At 71.6% G+C, this 16,615-nt stretch carries 13 protein-coding genes; 9 read left to right on the top strand and 4 right to left on the bottom strand.

Features of this window, described 5'->3' with window-relative positions; translation table 11 throughout:
- Positions 1-3 precede the first annotated feature (3 nt).
- Positions 4-1,221: a glycerophosphoryl diester phosphodiesterase membrane domain-containing protein gene (locus OG276_RS23055; RefSeq protein ID WP_266908301.1), complete on the bottom strand. Its 1,218-nt coding sequence runs from the start codon at positions 1,219-1,221 to the stop codon at positions 4-6.
- Positions 1,222-1,471: 250 nt separating this feature from the next.
- Between OG276_RS23055 and mtrA the strand changes: the two genes are divergently transcribed.
- The 6 genes from mtrA (at position 1,472) to OG276_RS23085 (ending at position 9,070) form a co-directional block, all read left to right on the top strand.
- On the top strand, positions 1,472-2,161 hold the full coding sequence (gene mtrA / locus OG276_RS23060; RefSeq protein WP_274552971.1) for a two-component system response regulator MtrA: 690 nt from the start codon (positions 1,472-1,474) through the stop codon (positions 2,159-2,161).
- 1 nt (position 2,162) lies between these two features.
- Complete coding sequence (gene mtrB / locus OG276_RS23065; protein WP_266908304.1) at positions 2,163-4,250, top strand: MtrAB system histidine kinase MtrB; 2,088 nt, start codon at positions 2,163-2,165, stop codon at positions 4,248-4,250.
- Positions 4,240-6,102, top strand: a complete 1,863-nt coding sequence (locus tag OG276_RS23070; protein ID WP_266908306.1) for an LpqB family beta-propeller domain-containing protein — start codon at positions 4,240-4,242, stop codon at positions 6,100-6,102. The genes mtrB and OG276_RS23070 overlap by 11 nt, the downstream gene beginning before the upstream one ends.
- Positions 6,103-6,233: 131 nt before the next feature.
- Positions 6,234-7,001: a ComF family protein gene (locus tag OG276_RS23075; RefSeq protein WP_266908308.1), complete on the top strand. Its 768-nt coding sequence runs from the start codon at positions 6,234-6,236 to the stop codon at positions 6,999-7,001.
- Between the two features lie 362 nt (positions 7,002-7,363).
- The gene (raiA, locus tag OG276_RS23080; protein WP_266908310.1) at positions 7,364-8,071 is read left to right on the top strand and encodes a ribosome-associated translation inhibitor RaiA; all 708 of its coding nucleotides are present in this window, start codon (positions 7,364-7,366) and stop codon (positions 8,069-8,071) included.
- Positions 8,072-8,341: 270 nt separating this feature from the next.
- Positions 8,342-9,070, top strand: coding sequence for a response regulator transcription factor (locus OG276_RS23085; protein WP_266908312.1), 729 nt, complete (start codon positions 8,342-8,344; stop codon positions 9,068-9,070).
- 335 nt (positions 9,071-9,405) lie between these two features.
- Here the strand turns inward: OG276_RS23085 and OG276_RS23090 are convergent, their stop codons facing one another.
- Together OG276_RS23090 and OG276_RS23095 are read right to left on the bottom strand one after the other, a co-directional pair.
- Complete coding sequence (locus OG276_RS23090) at positions 9,406-10,566, bottom strand: winged helix-turn-helix domain-containing protein (RefSeq protein ID WP_266908314.1); 1,161 nt, start codon at positions 10,564-10,566, stop codon at positions 9,406-9,408.
- A gap of 9 nt (positions 10,567-10,575) precedes the next feature.
- Complete coding sequence (locus OG276_RS23095) at positions 10,576-11,166, bottom strand: GNAT family N-acetyltransferase (protein ID WP_266908316.1); 591 nt, start codon at positions 11,164-11,166, stop codon at positions 10,576-10,578.
- Positions 11,167-11,393: 227 nt separating this feature from the next.
- On the opposite strand from OG276_RS23095, the gene secA reads away from it, so the two are divergent.
- Positions 11,394-14,171, top strand: coding sequence for a preprotein translocase subunit SecA (secA, locus tag OG276_RS23100; protein WP_266908318.1), 2,778 nt, complete (start codon positions 11,394-11,396; stop codon positions 14,169-14,171).
- 109 nt (positions 14,172-14,280) lie between these two features.
- On the opposite strand, the gene OG276_RS23105 is transcribed toward secA, so the two are convergent.
- Positions 14,281-14,877, bottom strand: coding sequence for an Rv3235 family protein (locus OG276_RS23105; RefSeq protein WP_266908320.1), 597 nt, complete (start codon positions 14,875-14,877; stop codon positions 14,281-14,283).
- Between the two features lie 402 nt (positions 14,878-15,279).
- Here OG276_RS23105 and OG276_RS23110 point away from each other — a divergent pair, with 402 nt between their 5' ends.
- Positions 15,280-15,780 (top strand): hypothetical protein, encoded by a 501-nt coding sequence (locus tag OG276_RS23110; protein WP_266908322.1) that lies wholly within the window; start codon positions 15,280-15,282, stop codon positions 15,778-15,780.
- Positions 15,781-15,902: 122 nt separating this feature from the next.
- Positions 15,903-16,607, top strand: coding sequence for an HAD family hydrolase (locus OG276_RS23115; protein ID WP_266913042.1), 705 nt, complete (start codon positions 15,903-15,905; stop codon positions 16,605-16,607).
- The last annotated feature ends 8 nt before the right edge of the window (positions 16,608-16,615 follow it).

Here is a 16,615-nt window from a genome sequence, read left to right on the forward strand (position 1 = left end):
GGGTCAGCCTCCGGTCGGCGGCGTGGTGGTGCCGTAGTTCTCGATGCCCGCCGCCCGGGCGAGTTCCAGGTCGAGGGCCTCGCGGCGGATGCGCTGGTCGACGTAGAGGAGCACCGTGACGCCGGACTGGATCGGCATGGTGATCGTCAGCGCGATGACCACGCCGACGGCCGACATGATCAGGTAGCCCCAGCTCGTGCCCCCGGTGCCCTCGGCCAGGCCTTCGAGGCCGCCGCCGAACAGCAGGCCGCCCGCGACGGTGAGGGGCAGGACGATGAGGCTCGACACGATGCCCGTGATGATGCTCGTCAGCAGGGTGATGCCGAAGATCCGCCACCAGGAGCCCTTGACCAGCTTCGAGGAGCGGGAGAGGGACTTGCGGACCGTGGCCTTCTCCAGCATGAGCGCGGGCGAGGCCAGGGAGAAGCGGATCCAGAGCCAGAGGATCAGGCCCAGGGCGACGAAGCCGCCGAAGAGGGCGAGGACGCCCTCGCCGGCCAGGGCGCCGGGCAGGATCAGCACGGCGACGACGAGGACCGCGCCGAGGCCCAGGAGAAGGGTCAGGCCGAAGAGCCGCAGGACCTGCGGGCGGGCTTCGCGCCAGGAGGCGGCGACCGTGGAGCTGTGGCCGAGCACCGCACGGCTGAAGATCATGGTCAGCATGGCGGTGACCACGATGGATCCGACGAGCTGGATGAACCCGTCGACCGCGGTCAGCCCCACCACGGCGCCGACGGATTCGAGCTGCTCGCCCATCGGGTCGGTGCTCGACTGGTCCATGACGAGCTCGCCGAACGCGTATTTCTGGGTGAGCACGCTGACCAGCTGGACCACGATGGCCACGACCAGGGTGATGGGCAGCACCGCGCGCCAGTGCTTGCGCATGGTGCTGACGGCCCCGTCGAGGATCTCGCCGATGCCGAGCGGGCGCAGCGGGATCACGCCGGGCTTCACCGCCTGGGTGTGGCCGCCCCAGCCGCCGGCCGGGGGCGGGTAGCCGCCGTACGAACCCCAGCCGGCGCCCGGCTGCGGGGCCGCGGGCGGCTGCTGCGGGGTTTGCGGGGTCTGGCCCGGGGTCGGGCTCGACCACTGGCCGGGGGGCGGCTGCTCGGCGGACCACTTGGAATCGCCTGAGCCGCCCGCGGGCGGCTGTGTGCCGTGGGAGCCCTCACCGTCGGACGGGGAGGATCCGGGCGTAGCCCAGCCCGGAGAGTCGTTCATCGTCGCTCCTTCACGTGCACGCGGGGTGCGGGCGCTTGGTCCGGCTGCCATCGTGCCATGTGACAACCTCGAACGGACCAGCCGTCCCCAACGGACCAGCCGCCTCCTGAGACGGGAACGTTCGCGCCTTCGTATGACGGCCGGATCCGGGGCACACTGGGCGCCCTGATCTCCACGCAGGTCCGAGGGGCGATTTCCAGCCCCTTTGGCTGTGGGACAGCTCACCGCCGGGTAACGATTAGCTAATGGGATGATGTCAACCATGAAGGGACGCGTCCTTGTCGTCGACGACGACACCGCGCTGGCCGAGATGCTCGGCATTGTGCTGCGTGGAGAAGGTTTTGAGCCGTCGTTCGTAGCGGACGGCGACAAGGCACTGGCTGCCTTCCGGGAGGCGAAGCCGGATCTCGTGCTGCTCGACCTCATGCTGCCCGGTAGGGACGGCATAGAGGTGTGCAGGCTGATCCGCGCCGAGTCGGGCGTACCGATCGTCATGCTCACCGCCAAGAGCGACACCGTGGACGTGGTCGTGGGCCTGGAGTCCGGGGCCGACGACTACATCGTCAAGCCGTTCAAGCCGAAGGAGCTGGTGGCCCGCATCCGGGCCCGCCTGCGCCGTTCGGAAGAGCCCGCGCCCGAGCAGCTGACCATCGGTGACCTGGTCATCGACGTGGCCGGGCACTCGGTCAAGCGGGAAGGCGCCTCGATCGCCCTGACCCCGCTGGAGTTCGACCTGCTGGTCGCGCTCGCCCGCAAGCCCTGGCAGGTCTTCACCCGCGAGGTGCTGCTGGAGCAGGTCTGGGGCTACCGCCACGCGGCCGACACCCGCCTGGTCAACGTGCACGTCCAGCGGCTGCGCTCCAAGGTCGAGAAGGACCCGGAGCGCCCCGAGATCGTCGTGACGGTGCGCGGGGTCGGCTACAAGGCCGGACCGAGCTGACATGACACCCGGCAAGCCCCGTGGCCGCTCCCGCTGGGGAGCGCTGCGGGGCGGCGGGCTGCTCCCCGAGGGAGCACCCGGCGGTCCCGTACTGCGGCTGTTCGTACGCCTCGTACGCCGGCCGCTGCTTCCGGCTGTCCGGCTGTGGCGGCGCAACATCCAGCTCCGGGTGGTCGCCGCGACCCTGCTGATCTCCCTCGCCGTGGTCCTCGCCCTCGGGTTCGTGGTCATCGCGCAGGTCAGCAAGGGCCTCCTCGACGCCAAGGAGGAGGCCGCGCAGAGCCAGGCCGCGGGCGGCTTCGCGGTCGCGCAGGAGAAGGCCAATACGCCCTATACGGCGGACGGGCCCGACGCCTCCGACAACAAGGTCGGCCGGGACGCCAGTACCTGGATGAACTCCCTGGTCAAACAGCTCGCCAGTGGCGGGCAGAGCGCCTTCGAGGTGGCGGCGCTGGGTGCCGGCACCGGAACCGGCGAGGAACAGCCGTCCGCCCGCGGAGCCCTCGGCGGCGTCCGCGGAGCCCGCGCCTCCGGCAACGTGGATCCCACGGCCAGCGTCCCGCTGGAGCTGCGCCGCAACGTCAACCACGCGACCGGCGCCTTCAAGACCTTCTCGCAGATCCGCTACACCGACGCCGGGGACAAACTGCCCGAGCCCGCGCTCGTCATCGGCAAGCGGCTCATCGACATCAACGGCGAACCGTACGACCTGTACTACCTCTTCCCGCTCACGCAGGAGGAGGAGTCCCTCAACCTGGTCAAGGCCACCATCGCCACCGCGGGGCTCTTCGTCGTGGTGCTCCTCGGCGGGATCGCCTGGCTCGTGGTGCGCCAGGTCGTCACCCCCGTCCGGATGGCCGCGGGGATCGCCGAGCGGCTCTCGGCGGGGCGGCTCCAGGAGCGGATGAAGGTCACCGGCGAGGACGACATCGCCCGTCTGGGCGAGGCCTTCAACAAGATGGCCCAGAACCTCCAGAACAAGATCCAGCAGCTGGAGGACCTCTCCCGGCTGCAGCGCCGCTTCGTCTCGGACGTCTCCCACGAGCTGCGCACCCCGCTCACGACCGTACGCATGGCGGCGGACGTCATCCACGACGCCCGCGCCGACTTCGACCCGATCACCGCGCGCTCCGCCGAGCTCCTCGCCGGACAGCTCGACCGCTTCGAGTCCCTGCTCGCCGACCTGCTGGAGATCAGCCGGTTCGACGCGGGAGCCGCCGCGCTGGAGGCCGAGCCGATCGACCTGCGGGACGTCGTGCACCGGGTCATCGACGCGGCCGAGCCGCTCGCCCAGCACAAGAACACCCGGATCCGCGTCCTCGGGGACACCCAGCCGGTGATAGCCGAGGCCGACGCCCGGCGCGTGGAGCGGGTCCTGCGCAACCTGGTCGTCAACGCCGTCGAGCACGGCGAGGGCCGCGACGTGGTGGTCCGGCTCGCCTCGGCGGGCGGGGCCGTCGCCGTGGCCGTACGGGACTACGGAGTCGGGCTCAAGCCCGGCGAGGCCACCCGCGTCTTCAACCGCTTCTGGCGGGCCGACCCGGCCCGGGCGCGCACGACCGGCGGTACCGGCCTCGGCCTGTCCATCGCCGTCGAGGACGCCCGCCTGCACGGAGGATGGCTCCAGGCGTGGGGCGAGCCCGGCGGCGGCTCGCAGTTCCGCCTGACGCTGCCGCGCACCGCCGACGAGCCGCTGCGCGGATCGCCGATCCCGCTGGAGCCCGAGGACTCCCGGGCCAACCGGGCCAGGGCCGCCGCGGAGGGTTCCGCGGCCGCCGGGCAGCGGGCGCAGCAGGCGCAGCAGGCCGGGCGCGGCGACCGGTCGCCGATGCCGCCGAGGTCCCCCGTCGCGGGTGCGGTGCCGGTACCGGCCGACCCGACGGCGCTGCCGGGCAACGGGGCGCGGGTCGTGACCCGGCCGGGGCCGGCGGAGCAGGGACACGGCGCCGGGGGCGGGGCGGCGGACGCGCGGTCCGGCGGGACGGCGGGAGCAACCGACCGAGAGGGTGGTAGCGGTGGAGCGGGCGGAGCGGGTCGAGCGGGTGGAGCGGGCGGGGCAGCCGGAGCGGGCGGATCGCATGGGCGCTGAGCCGGGCCGGCCGCGCCGGCGCACGCCGCGCACCCGCGGGGCTCTCGGGGCTCGCGGGGCTCTCAGGGCGTTCGCCTTCGGGGCGGCCGGGCTGCTGCTGGCCGGCTGCGCCTCCATGCCCGACCACGGCGAGGTCCGTCCCGTGGAGGCCTCCCAGGGCGTCGACTCCCAGGTCCGGGTCTTCGGCGTACCGCCGGCCGACCGGGCCAGCCCGCAGGAGATCGTCGACGGTTTCCTGGAGGCCATGACCAGCGACGATCCGCAGCTCCAGACCGCACGCAAGTACCTCACCGAGGAAGCGGCGAAGAACTGGAAGCCCGGTGCGGCGGTCACCGTGCTCTCCGCCGGCCTCGACCGGTTCTCCGTACAGGGCGAGAAGGACCCGGCCGCCCCCCGGTTCAAGGTCGCGGGCAAGATGCTGGCCACGGTGGACGAGCGCAGCGCGTACCAGCCGGAGACCGGCGGCCGGCGCTACGAGCAGTTCCTCCAGCTCGTGCAGAAGGACGACCAGTGGCGGATCGCGACCCCGCCCAGCAGCCTGGTCCTGAGCGAATCCGACTTCCAGCGCATCTACATGCCGGTCAACAAGTACTACTTCGCGGGCGCCACGCTCGTCGCCGACCCCGTCTACGTGCGTCAGCGCAGCGACCCCGACTCCCGGATGGACCCCACCACCCAGACCGTCACCTCGCTGCTGGCCGGCCCTTCCAAGTGGCTGGGACCGGTGGTCACTTCGAGCTTCCCGACCGGTACGGAACTGCGGGAAGGCACCAAGTCCCTTTCGATCGACGGTCAGAACACGCTGCGCGTGCCCCTGAACAAGAACGCGGACGACGTGGACGAGGCGCAGTGCCAGCGGATGGCGACCCAACTCCTCTACACGGTCAAGGACCTGACGGGTTCCAGGGTCGACCGGGTCGACGTCGTGCGCTCCGACGGCACCACGCGCTGCCAGGTGTCCGAGGCGGCCGCGGCCGTGCTCGCCAACCGGCCGCCCTCGCCCGGCCACCAGTACTACGTGGACGCCGAGAACCGGCTGCAGCGGCTGAACCTGGACCCCAACCGTGAGGACCAGCAGGATCCGCCGACACCGGCCCCCGGGCCGCTGTCCACGAACCCGGCCTTCAAGGTGGGCTCCGCCGCCGTGTCCTACGACGAGAAGCGGGCCGCGGTCGTCTCCGCGGACGGGCACGGGCTGTACGTGGTCAACCTGACCACCGCCGGAGCGATGCCGCCGTCGCTGCTGACCGGCAAGGGGGCCAAGCCCAACGGGCTCGCCACCCCGACCTGGGACGCGGCGGGCGATCTGTGGGTCGCGGACCCCGATCCGCAGGACGCGGCGCTGTACCGGCTGCCCGGCGGCACCGGCACCCCCGAACGGGTCGAGGTGTCCGGGCTGGCCGGCGGGCGGATCACGGGGCTGAAGGCCTCCCCCGACGGGGTGCGGATCGCGCTGCTGGTGCAGCGGGAGAGCCGCAAATACCTGTACATCGGGCGGATCGAGCGGCCCGACGCGAAGGGCGACGTCTCCGCGGTCTCGGTGCGCGAGCTGCGCCCGGCCGCCCCGCAGCTGGCGGACGTGGTGGCGATGAGCTGGGCGCCGCGGGGCCGGCTGCTGGTGGTGGGCCGGGAGAGCGGCATGGTCGTCCAGGCCCGCTACATGCTGGCCGACGGGTCGATGGTCGGGGCCGGGCTGCCCGGGGCGAACGGGCTGGTGGCGGTGGCCGCGAGCGAGGACGAGAAGAAGCCGGTGGTCGCCGAGTCGCTGGAGGACGGCATCGTGTGGCTGCCGCCGGGGGCGCAGTGGCGCACGGTGGTGGCCGGCGGGCAGGCTCCGGTCTACCCGGGCTGAGGGCTGGGGACTGAAGGCTGGGGGCTGGGTGAGGGTGGGCCGGCCGTCGCCGCGGCGGGGTGTGACCTGCCCTCTCCGTGGTTGTCCACAGGGCTGGTGGAGTGCTGTCCCGGCCCGGCAGGGTGGACGTCATGCGGGAGTGGTGGCGGGGATGGGCCGGTGAGCTCGCCGGACTGGTGCTGCCGGTGACGTGCGCCGGCTGCGGGGCCGGCCGCGCGGTGCTGTGCGCAGACTGCCGGTCGGAGCTCAGTGGGGCCGGGGCGGGCCCGGTACGGCCGTCTCCGTGCCCCGGCGGGCTGCCCGCGGTGTATGCGGCCACCGCGTACCGGGAGGCCGTACGGGCCGTCGTACTGGCCCACAAGGAGCGCGGGGCGCTGCCGCTGGCCGGAGCCCTCGGGGCCGCCCTGGCTGCCGCCGTCCGCGCGGGCGGGGCGCAGGGAGGGGCGGTGGCCCTGGTCCCCGTGCCCTCCGCGCGGCACCGGGTGCGGGCGCGCGGGCACGACCCGGCGCTCAGGATCGCGCTGGCCGCCTCGGCGCGGCTGCGGCGGGAGGGCGTGCCCGCGCGCGTGACGCCCGTACTGCGGCTGCGGCGGGCGGTGGCCGACCAGGCGGGCCTGGGGGCGGCGCAGCGCCGGGAGAACCTCGCGGGGGCCCTGGAGGCGCGTCACGGTGCCGGGCGGGTGACGGCGGGGGCGGCCCGGATCGTGCTCGTGGACGACCTCGTCACCACCGGGTCCACGCTGGTGGAGGCGGCGCGGGCGCTGCGCGCGGCCGGGATCGGGGTGCCGGGCGGGGCGGCCGCGGCGGCTCTGGTGGCCGCCGTGGTGGCCGCGCCGGCGGACTCCTTCGTGCGTTCCGGCACTGGCGCAACTCGGACAGACCAAAAAACTTGTGAATAGATTTGGAACTGGCGGGGAAGGCGCATCGTTGCAGGTAGTAAGAGGGAACGGCCACCTGAACGGAGGTACGTTCCGGTAGCGGGTGCCGACAACCGGCATAGAGGGATATGTTCGGTTGTAAGGAATTGGCGAACCTTGGGCCCCATGCATCGGAGCGCACGTTTCGAGCGTCTGTACGTTTCGAAAACTTCGTGCCAGCAGAGGTTGTCCCTCGACTCCGAAGTCGGTGGGGTGTAGATCTTGCCGATGGGGGAGGAGGAGGTGGAAGTCGCCAAGTCCGAGGCTCCGGTGTTCACCGGGGTCTGGTGCGAAAGGGAGACGCTTCGCCCCTGAGGCGGAGCTATCCGGGAACGGAGTTCTGCGTGGACATCGTCGTCAAGGGCCGTAAGACCGAGGTGCCCGACCGGTTCCGCAAGCACGTGGCCGAGAAGCTGAATCCGGAGCGGATCCAGAAGCTCGACGCCAAGGTGATCAGCTTGGACGTCGAGGTGTCCAAGGAGCACAACCCGCGCCAGGCCGACCGTTCCGACCGCGTGGAGATCACCCTGCGTTCGCGGGGCCCGGTCATTCGTGCCGAGGCTTCCGCCGCTGACGCGTACGCGGCGCTCGACCTCGCTCAGGACAAGCTGGAGGCCCGGCTGCGCAAGCAGCACGACAAGCGCTACACCCGGCGCGGCGCCGGACGGCTCTCGGCGGCCGAGGTCGCCGACGTGGTTCCGAACGCCGCGACCCTGAATGGCAACGGCGAGCCGGTCAACGGGGAGAAGGCGGACGCGGACGCGATTCCGACCACCCGGATCGGATCGCTGGAAGTGCAGGGCGACGGCCCGCTCATCGTTCGCGAGAAGACCCACTCGGCCGCACCCATGTCGCTCGACCAGGCCCTGTACGAGATGGAACTGGTCGGTCACGACTTCTATCTGTTCGTCGATTCCGACACCAAGATGCCGAGCGTCGTCTACCGGCGCCACGGTTACGACTACGGCGTGATCCACCTCAACGCCTCCGACGCCGCCTCCAGCTCGGGTGAGCTCGACGGTGCGGGTGCGGGTGGCGCGCTCGGGGGCTGAGCCGCTGATTCCGGTCTGATTCCGGACTGATTCCGGGCTGGATCCGGATGTTCGTGCGGTGCCGGTGTGGTGCCCCCGCGTTCGCCCAGGCGGGCGCGGGGGCACTCTTATGAGGCGATGGCTGCGAAACGGTGGCCTGTATGGGTCGGCCTGTAATCGCCGGACCCCGTTCTGCCACGTAGGCATGGAATCATGTCGGGCAGTCAGCCGGCGGCCGCTCTCGTCGGATTGACCCAGCAGCTCAGCACACGTGGTGCAGGGGGAGGAACGATGGCGGACAGCTTCGGGCCGGTGCGTGATGACAACGGTGCGGGCTGCCGTGAGGAGGACCAGGTGGCAGAGCCGATCCGGGTGCTCGTGGTCGACGACCACGCGCTGTTCCGGCGCGGGCTGGAGATCGTCCTCGCGCAGGAAGAGGACATCCAGGTCGTCGGCGAGGCGGGGGACGGGGCGGAGGCCGTGGACAAGGCGGCCGATCTGCTGCCGGACATCGTGCTGATGGATGTGCGGATGCCGCGGCGCGGCGGGATCGAGGCCTGTACCTCGATCAAGGAGGTGGCGCCCTCCGCGAAGATCATCATGCTGACGATCAGCGACGAGGAGGCGGACCTCTACGACGCGATCAAGGCGGGGGCGACCGGGTACCTGCTGAAGGAGATCTCGACGGACGAGGTCGCGACGGCGATTCGTGCGGTTGCGGACGGGCAGTCGCAGATCAGTCCTTCGATGGCGTCGAAGCTGCTGACGGAGTTCAAGTCGATGATCCAGCGGACGGACGAGCGGCGGTTGGTGCCGGCGCCGCGGCTGACGGATCGGGAGCTTGAGGTTTTGAAGCTGGTGGCCACCGGGATGAACAACCGCGATATCGCGAAGGAGTTGTTCATCTCCGAGAACACCGTGAAGAACCATGTGCGGAACATTCTGGAGAAGCTGCAGTTGCACTCCAGGATGGAGGCGGTGGTGTACGCGATGCGGGAGAAGATCCTCGAGATCCGGTAGCTGAGGGTTTCCGGATCCCGTTCCGGATCCCGTTCCGGTTCCGGTCCCGTCAAGGGTGCGGGTGGGATGGCCCTGCGGGGCGGAATCCCCTACCCGCCCTTCGACCGTTCCCAGGGCTCTGCCCTGACCCGGTCCTCAAGCGCCGGACGGGCTGGAGAGGGGTGCCGGGCTGCGCCCGGACCCCCTGGGGCTCCGCCCCAGACCCCGGTCCTCAAACGCCGGACGGCTGGGTTGGCTGCGCCCGGACCCTGTTGGGCTCCGCCCCAGACCCCGGTCCTCAAACGCCGGACGGCTGGGTTGGTTGGCTGTGGGGCCCGGGGGCGAGCGGTGGGTGGTCAGAGGGTGGAGAGTTCTGCGGTTACCGCTTCTGCTTCCGCGGGAGAGCTCGCGCGGTCGATTCGGATGGTGTCGCAGCCGACCCAGGAGGCGGCCTCGCGGAGGGCTTCGGCCATGGGGCGGGCTGCCTTCGGGGTGGTCAGGGAGAGTTGGCGGGCCACCAGGGTGGTGCCCTCGCGGGCCGGGTCCACTCGGCCCTGGAGGTGGCCTCCGGCCAGCAGGGGCATCGCGAAGTAGCCGTGGATCCGCCGGGACTTGGGGACGTACGCCTCCAGGCGGTGGGTGAAGCCGAAGATCCGCTCCGTGCGCGGGCGCTCCCAGACCAGGGAGTCGAACGGGGAGAGGAGGGTCGTGCGGTGGCGGCCCCGGGGCACGGACGCCAGCGCTGAGGGGTCTGCCCAGGCCGGCTTTCCCCAGCCTTCCACTTCCACCGGGATCAGGCCCGCGTCCTCGACCACCGCGTCGAAGTCGACGGCCTTGAGCCGGTGGTAGTCCGCGATGTCGGAGCGGGTGCCGACGCCCAGGGACTGCCCCGCGAGGGCCACCAGGCGGCGCTTGCACTCGCGGTCGTCCAGGTCGTCGTGGAGCAGGGCGGCGGGGACCGCGCGCTCGGGGAGGTCGTAGACCCGCTTCCAGCCGCGCCGCTCGGAGCAGACCACCTCGCCGACGTCGAGGAGCCACTCCACCGCGATTTTCGTCTCGGACCATTCGAACCACTCGCCGCCGTTCTTGGCGCCGCCCAGCTCGGTCGAGGTCAGAGGGCCTTCGGCGGCGAGGCGGTCCAGGACCGTCTTCGTCGAGCGGTGCTTGTCCTCCAGGACGTGCCAGCGGTGGCCGCGGGCCTTGTTGGCCCGGCGGCGGAAGGCGAAGTGCGGCCACTCCTCCATCGGCAGGATGCAGGCCGCGTGCGACCAGTACTCGAAGGCGTGCTGGTCCGACCAGTACGAGGCTTCGACCGTGGAGCGGCCGACCGCGCCGAGGCGGGCGTACGGGATGAGCTCGTGGGAGCGGGCCAGTACGGAGATCGTGTCGAGCTGGACGGCGCCCAGGTGACGCAGGATTCCGCGTACCCCGCCGCGGCGGTCGGGGGCTCCCATGAAGCCCTGCGCGCGCAGGGCGATCCGGCGGGCCTCGTCGGCGGACAGCGAGATCAAGGTCATGTCCGCAGCCTAGGCGGCGCCACTGACAGCGGGCAGGTACGGGACGGCGGACGGCAGGCCGATGTCCGCGGGGAGCAGCGCGCCCACCCACGAGTCGCGGACGCCGTCGGCACGGTGCAGGGAGGCCCGCAGGAGTCCCTCGATCTGGAATCCGGTCTTCTCGGCGACGGCGCGGGAGCCGGCGTTGCCGACCTCGGCGCGCCATTCCAGGCGTACGGCGCCCAGGTCGGTGAAGGCCCAGCGGGCTACGGCGGTGACGGCCTCGGCCATGAAGCCCTGCCCGCGGTGTTCCTTGACCGCCCAGAAGCCGATCTCGTACGAGTTCGCCCCGAACGCCTCGTGCACGTGGACGCCGACGGCCGCGACCAGCGGGCCGCCGGGGCCGAGGCGGACGGCGAAGGAGTAACCGGTGTCGTCGCGCCAGCCGCCGGGAACCAGCTCGCCGACGAAGCCGCGGGCGTGCTCGCGCTCGTACGGGGAGGGGACCATGGTCCAGCGTTGGATGTCGGGGTCCTGGCAGGCGGCGAAGACCTCGTCCTCGTCGGCCGGGCCGAAGGGGCGCAGCTGCAGTCGGGCGGTGTTCAGGACGGTGGGTTCCATGGAGTGATTCTGGTTCTCCGCCGCGCCCGGGGCGAACACTTTTCCCTTGCCCCGGCACCTTCGGTGCCCCCCGCACGTTCTCTTTTCCGGGCAGTCCTGCCCCGCGGATGGTACGGACCTCCCGACACGACCGTGTCCTCGCTTACGATGGCCGTTGCGGTGGGGCCCACCCTCCGTGCCCGCGCACGAAATAGTGCCAGGCCCGACCGGCAAGGAGACAAACCTCGGTGTCCGTCTTCAACAAGCTCATGCGTGCAGGCGAAGGCAAGATCCTCAAAAAACTGCACCGCATCGCGGACCAGGTCAACTCCATCGAAGAGGACTTCGTCAACCTCTCCGACGCCGACTTGCGTGCGCTCACGGACGAGTACAAGCAGCGCTTCCAGGACGGCGAGAGCCTGGACGACCTGCTGCCCGAGGCCTTCGCGACGGTCCGCGAGGCCGCCAAGCGCGTCCTCGGCCAGCGTCACTACGACGTACAGATGATGGGTGGCGCCGCGCTGCACCTCGGCTACGTGGCCGAGATGAAGACCGGTGAGGGCAAGACCCTCGTCGGCACGCTGCCCGCGTACCTGAACGCGCTGTCCGGCAAGGGCGTCCACCTGATCACGGTGAACGACTACCTCGCCGAGCGCGACTCCGAGATGATGGGCCGGGTGCACAAGTTCCTCGGCCTGGAGGTCGGGTGCATCCTGGCGAACATGTCTCCGGCGCAGCGCCGTGAGCAGTACGCCGCCGACATCACGTACGGCACGAACAACGAGTTCGGTTTCGACTACCTCCGCGACAACATGGCGTGGTCGCAGGACGAGCTCGTCCAGCGCGGCCACAACTTCGCCGTGGTCGACGAGGTCGACTCGATCCTGGTCGACGAGGCCCGTACCCCGCTGATCATCTCGGGTCCGGCCGACCAGGCCACCAAGTGGTACGCGGACTTCGCGAAGCTGGTCACGCGCCTGACCAAGGGCGAGCCCGGTCAGCCCCTCAAGGGCATCGAGGAGACCGGCGACTACGAGGTCGACGAGAAGAAGCGCACCGTCGGCATCCACGAGTCCGGTGTCGCGAAGGTCGAGGACTGGCTCGGCATCGAGAACCTCTACGAGTCGGTGAACACCCCGCTCGTCGGCTACCTGAACAACGCCATCAAGGCGAAGGAACTGTTCAAGAACGACAAGGACTACGTCGTCATCGACGGCGAAGTCATGATCGTCGACGAGCACACCGGCCGCATCCTCGCCGGCCGCCGCTACAACGAGGGCATGCACCAGGCGATCGAGGCGAAGGAAGGGGTGGACATCAAGGACGAGAACCAGACCCTCGCGACGATCACCCTCCAGAACTTCTTCCGCCTGTACTCGAAGCTGTCGGGCATGACCGGTACGGCCATGACCGAGGCCGCCGAGTTCCACCAGATCTACAAGCTCGGTGTCGTCCCGATCCCGACCAACCGCGACATGGTCCGCAAGGACCAGGCCGACCTGATCTACCGCACCGAGGTCGCGAAGTTCGCCGCCGTCGTCGACGACATCGCGGAGAAGCACGAGAAGGGCCAGCCGATCCTCGTCGGTACGACGTCGGTCGAGAAGTCCGAGTACCTCTCGCAGCAGCTCTCCAAGCGCGGCATCCCGCACGAGGTGCTGAACGCGAAGCAGCACGACCGCGAGGCCACGATCGTCGCCCAGGCGGGCCGTCGCGGCGCCGTCACGGTCGCCACGAACATGGCCGGCCGCGGTACCGACATCAAGCTCGGCGGCAACCCGGACGACCTCGCCGAGGCCGAGCTGCGCCAGCGCGGTCTGGACCCGGAGGAGCACATCGAGGAGTGGGCGCACGCCCTTCCCGAGGCGCTCACGCGGGCCGAGGCGGCCGTGAAGGCGGAGTTCGAGGAGGTCAAGGAGCTCGGCGGGCTGTACGTGCTGGGCACCGAGCGCCACGAGTCGCGCCGTATCGACAACCAGCTGCGCGGCCGCTCCGGCCGACAGGGCGACCCGGGCGAGTCCCGCTTCTACCTGTCGCTCGGCGACGACCTGATGCGGCTGTTCAAGGCGCAGATGGTCGAGCGCGTCATGTCGATGGCCAACGTGCCGGACGACGTGCCGATCGAGAACAAGATGGTCACGCGGGCCATCGCTTCGGCCCAGTCGCAGGTCGAGACCCAGAACTTCGAGACGCGCAAGAACGTCCTGAAGTACGACGAGGTGCTGAACAACCAGCGCACCGTCATCTACAAGGAGCGCCGCCGGGTGCTGGAGGGCGAAGACCTCCAGGACCAGATCCGTCACATGATGGACGACACGATCGACGCGTACATCACGGCCGAGACGGTCGAGGGGTTCGCGGAGGAGTGGGACCTGGACCGGCTGTGGAACGCCTTCCGGCAGCTCTACCCGATCAAGGTCACGGTGGAGGAGCTGGAGGACGCCGCGGGCGACCGCGCCGGCATCACCGCCGAGTTCATCGCGGAGTCCGTCAAGGACGACATCCACGAGCAGTACGAGGCCCGCGAGGCCACGCTCGGCTCCGACATCATGCGCGAGCTGGAGCGCCGCGTGGTGCTGTCGGTGCTGGACCGCAAGTGGCGCGAGCACCTGTACGAGATGGACTACCTGCAGGAGGGCATCGGCCTGCGGGCGATGGCCCAGAAGGACCCGCTGGTCGAGTACCAGCGCGAGGGCTTCGACATGTTCAACGCCATGCAGGAGGGCATCAAGGAGGAGTCCGTCGGCTACCTGTTCAACCTGGAGGTCCAGGTCGAGCAGCAGGTCGAGGAGGTCCTGGTGTCGGACTCCGGTCCGTCGCTGACCAAGCCGGAGATCCGGGCGAAGGGTCTGGACGCCCCGCAGCGGCCGGACCGGCTGCACTTCTCCGCGCCCACCGTGGACGGTGAGGGCGGCGTCGTCGAGGGCGACTTCGAATCGGAGTCCGGTGACGACTCCGACGGGATGACGCGCGCGGAGCGCCGCAAGGCCGCGAAGGCCACGGGCGGCCGTCGCCGCAAGAAGTAACCCGCGCCGCTCGCGGGACCACCGCCGGGGCCGGACACCACGCTGTGCGTGGGGTCCGGCCCCGGCGGCGTTCGCGGGTACGGGTACCGGTACGGGCCGGGCGCCGGGGTCACGGGCGCGGGCCGTGGAGTTCCACGGCGGCGCAGCGCCAGCGCAGGTCGGGGCCCTGCTCCAGGCGGAAGGCCAGCGCGGTGAGGCGGTCGCCCGTGGCGATGCGGGCGAAGGCCTCGATGACCCCCGGACCGGGGGTGAAGCGGCCGCATCCGTGCAGGACGGGGCTGGGCCGGCGGGCCTCGTACGGGCGCTCCTGCGGCGGGTCGGCGGGGGCGAGGGTGATCAGCTGGTCGTAGGCCGGGCCGATGGTGTGGCCGATCAGGGAGTGCACGGGACGGCGTCCGCTGAGGACGGCGAGCAGCCGTTCGGCGAACCAGTCGTGGGGGCCGCGGTGGATCCCGGCGGAGGGCCGGCGCCGGTCGTGGCGGCGGCCGGGCCGCGCGGAGCCGGGGCCGGTGCTCGCGGGCCTCGCGGAGCCGCGGCCGGGGCCTGTGCCGGCTCCGGCGCTGCCGGGCGTGCGGGGGGTCGCGCTCCCGGTGGTTACTGGGCGCCGGGCGGCCCCGGTGGGTGCGGGGCTCGTGGGCCTCGTGGGGGTGGGGGTGGGGGTGGGGGTGGTGGTGCTTTCGGCGGTGCGGGGGGTGCTGATGGGCATTGCGGTCGTCCCCGGGGGTCGGGCCCGGCGTGGTACCGGGCGGTAACTTGGTAGGGGACTTCTACGGGGCTGCGAACATGCTCCGCAACGACGCCGCGGGAGCCGTCCCGCGCCCGGCCGCCTTCACCTATCCGGGTCGGTCCCCGGCCGCCCCCGGGCCCCGCCCCGGGTCCCGCAAGGAGCGAGGTGGACGCCGCGCGGCCCCGCCGCGGCACCCCGAAGGGGGACGCGGGCCGTCACGGACGGAGTCCGTGACCTCCGGCGGGCGTGCCCCCGGCGCGACCCAGCCCGCCGGAGCCGCGCAGGCCCCCGGGGAGAAGGCGTGCGAGGGGGCGTCGCGAAGGACCGCGGGCGGCCCGGTCGTATCCTGGGGGCGTTTCCGACTACCGAAAGCAGCCGGCCATGCGCGTGTACGTCCCCCTGACCCTCCCCGGGCTCGCCGAGGCGCACCAGGCGGGTGAGCTGGGCCCGGCTCCGCTGCGGGCGTACGCCGTCACGCCCGGGCTGCGCGAGTGGTACGTCTCGGACGACATCGAGGAGCTGGAGTACGCCGCCCTGACCAGGGCCGCCGCCGCCTCGCTGCGGATGATCGCCGAGGACGGGGCCGCGCCCCGCAAGCGGGTCGTGGTCGCCCTCGACGTGGACGACAAGGCCGCCACCGCCACCCCCGGCGCCGACGAGGCCACGCTGGGCCAGGTGGCCCTCGCCGGGGCCGTACGGCTCGCGGTGGCCGCCGCGGTGCACGTGGACGCGGAAGAGGCCCTGGAGGACGTGAGCGCCGCCGTGGCGGCCGTCCCGGCCGCGGACGGGGGCGACGAGGACGCGCGGTCCACCGTCGACGGTGCCGAGGACCACGAGCTGCTGTGGTTCGGGATCCAGGAGATTCCGGGGCTGCTGAAGTGAGCGCGGCATCCCGGAACCCGGAATCCCGGAACCCGGCGGCATCCCAGAACCCGGCGCCCGAGGGCACCCCGCTCGTGGTCCCGACGCCCGAGGGCCCCGCGCTCGCGGTGCCGGCGCCGCCCGTGGCCGCCGCGCCCGAGGGCCCGGCGGCACCGGTCCGCGCCCCCGCGGCCCCGCACATCGTCTGGGACTGGAACGGCACGCTGCTCCACGACATCGACGCCGTGATAGCCGCCACCAACGCCTCCTTCGCCGAGCTCGGCCTCGCGCCGATCACCCTGGAGCGGTACCGCGAGCTGTACGTCGTACCGGTGCCGAAGTTCTACGAGCGCCTCATGGGACGGCTCCCCACGGACGCCGAGTGGCTGGTCATGGACGAGGCCTTCCACCGCCACTACTGGGTGGCCGCCGAGGACGCCGGGCTCGCCGAGGGGGCACGTGAGCTGCTGCGGGGCTGGCAGGCGGAGGGGCTGACGCAGTCGCTGCTGTCCCTCGCGCCCCACGACCAGCTCGTGCCACTCGTCCGGGCGCACGGGATCGACGGGCACTTCCTGCGCGTCGACGGGCGTACCGGGCCCTCCCACACCACCAAGGCGGGGCACCTCGTACGTCACTTGGCGGCCCTGGACGGGACGGGAGTGAGCGCCGGTCGTACGGTACTCATCGGAGACGCCGTGGACGACGCGCTGGCCGCCGCGCACGTGGGCGCGCGGGCCGTCCTCTATACGGGCGGTTCGCACAGCCGCGGCAGTCTGGAATCAGCCGGTGTCCCCGTCGTGGACAGCCTGGCGGAGGCCGTACGCACTGCTCGCGAGCTGGCCGGATAGCGACCGGG

This window comes from Streptomyces sp. NBC_00086 (assembly GCF_026343255.1).
In the GTDB taxonomy this organism is placed as follows: Bacteria; Actinomycetota; Actinomycetes; order Streptomycetales; family Streptomycetaceae; genus Streptomyces.

Coding starts and splice junctions, on each gene's coding strand:
- OG276_RS23095 (WP_266908316.1), bottom strand. CDS start 11,166: ATGGAACCCACCGTCCTGAACACCGCCCGACTGCAGCTGCGCCCCTTC.
- OG276_RS23055 (WP_266908301.1), bottom strand. CDS start 1,221: ATGAACGACTCTCCGGGCTGGGCTACGCCCGGATCCTCCCCGTCCGAC.
- OG276_RS23070 (WP_266908306.1), top strand. CDS start 4,240: ATGGGCGCTGAGCCGGGCCGGCCGCGCCGGCGCACGCCGCGCACCCGC.
- OG276_RS23110 (WP_266908322.1), top strand. CDS start 15,280: ATGCGCGTGTACGTCCCCCTGACCCTCCCCGGGCTCGCCGAGGCGCAC.
- mtrA (WP_274552971.1), top strand. CDS start 1,472: ATGATGTCAACCATGAAGGGACGCGTCCTTGTCGTCGACGACGACACC.
- OG276_RS23075 (WP_266908308.1), top strand. CDS start 6,234: ATGCGGGAGTGGTGGCGGGGATGGGCCGGTGAGCTCGCCGGACTGGTG.
- OG276_RS23105 (WP_266908320.1), bottom strand. CDS start 14,877: ATGCCCATCAGCACCCCCCGCACCGCCGAAAGCACCACCACCCCCACC.
- mtrB (WP_266908304.1), top strand. CDS start 2,163: ATGACACCCGGCAAGCCCCGTGGCCGCTCCCGCTGGGGAGCGCTGCGG.
- OG276_RS23090 (WP_266908314.1), bottom strand. CDS start 10,566: ATGACCTTGATCTCGCTGTCCGCCGACGAGGCCCGCCGGATCGCCCTG.
- OG276_RS23085 (WP_266908312.1), top strand. CDS start 8,342: ATGGCGGACAGCTTCGGGCCGGTGCGTGATGACAACGGTGCGGGCTGC.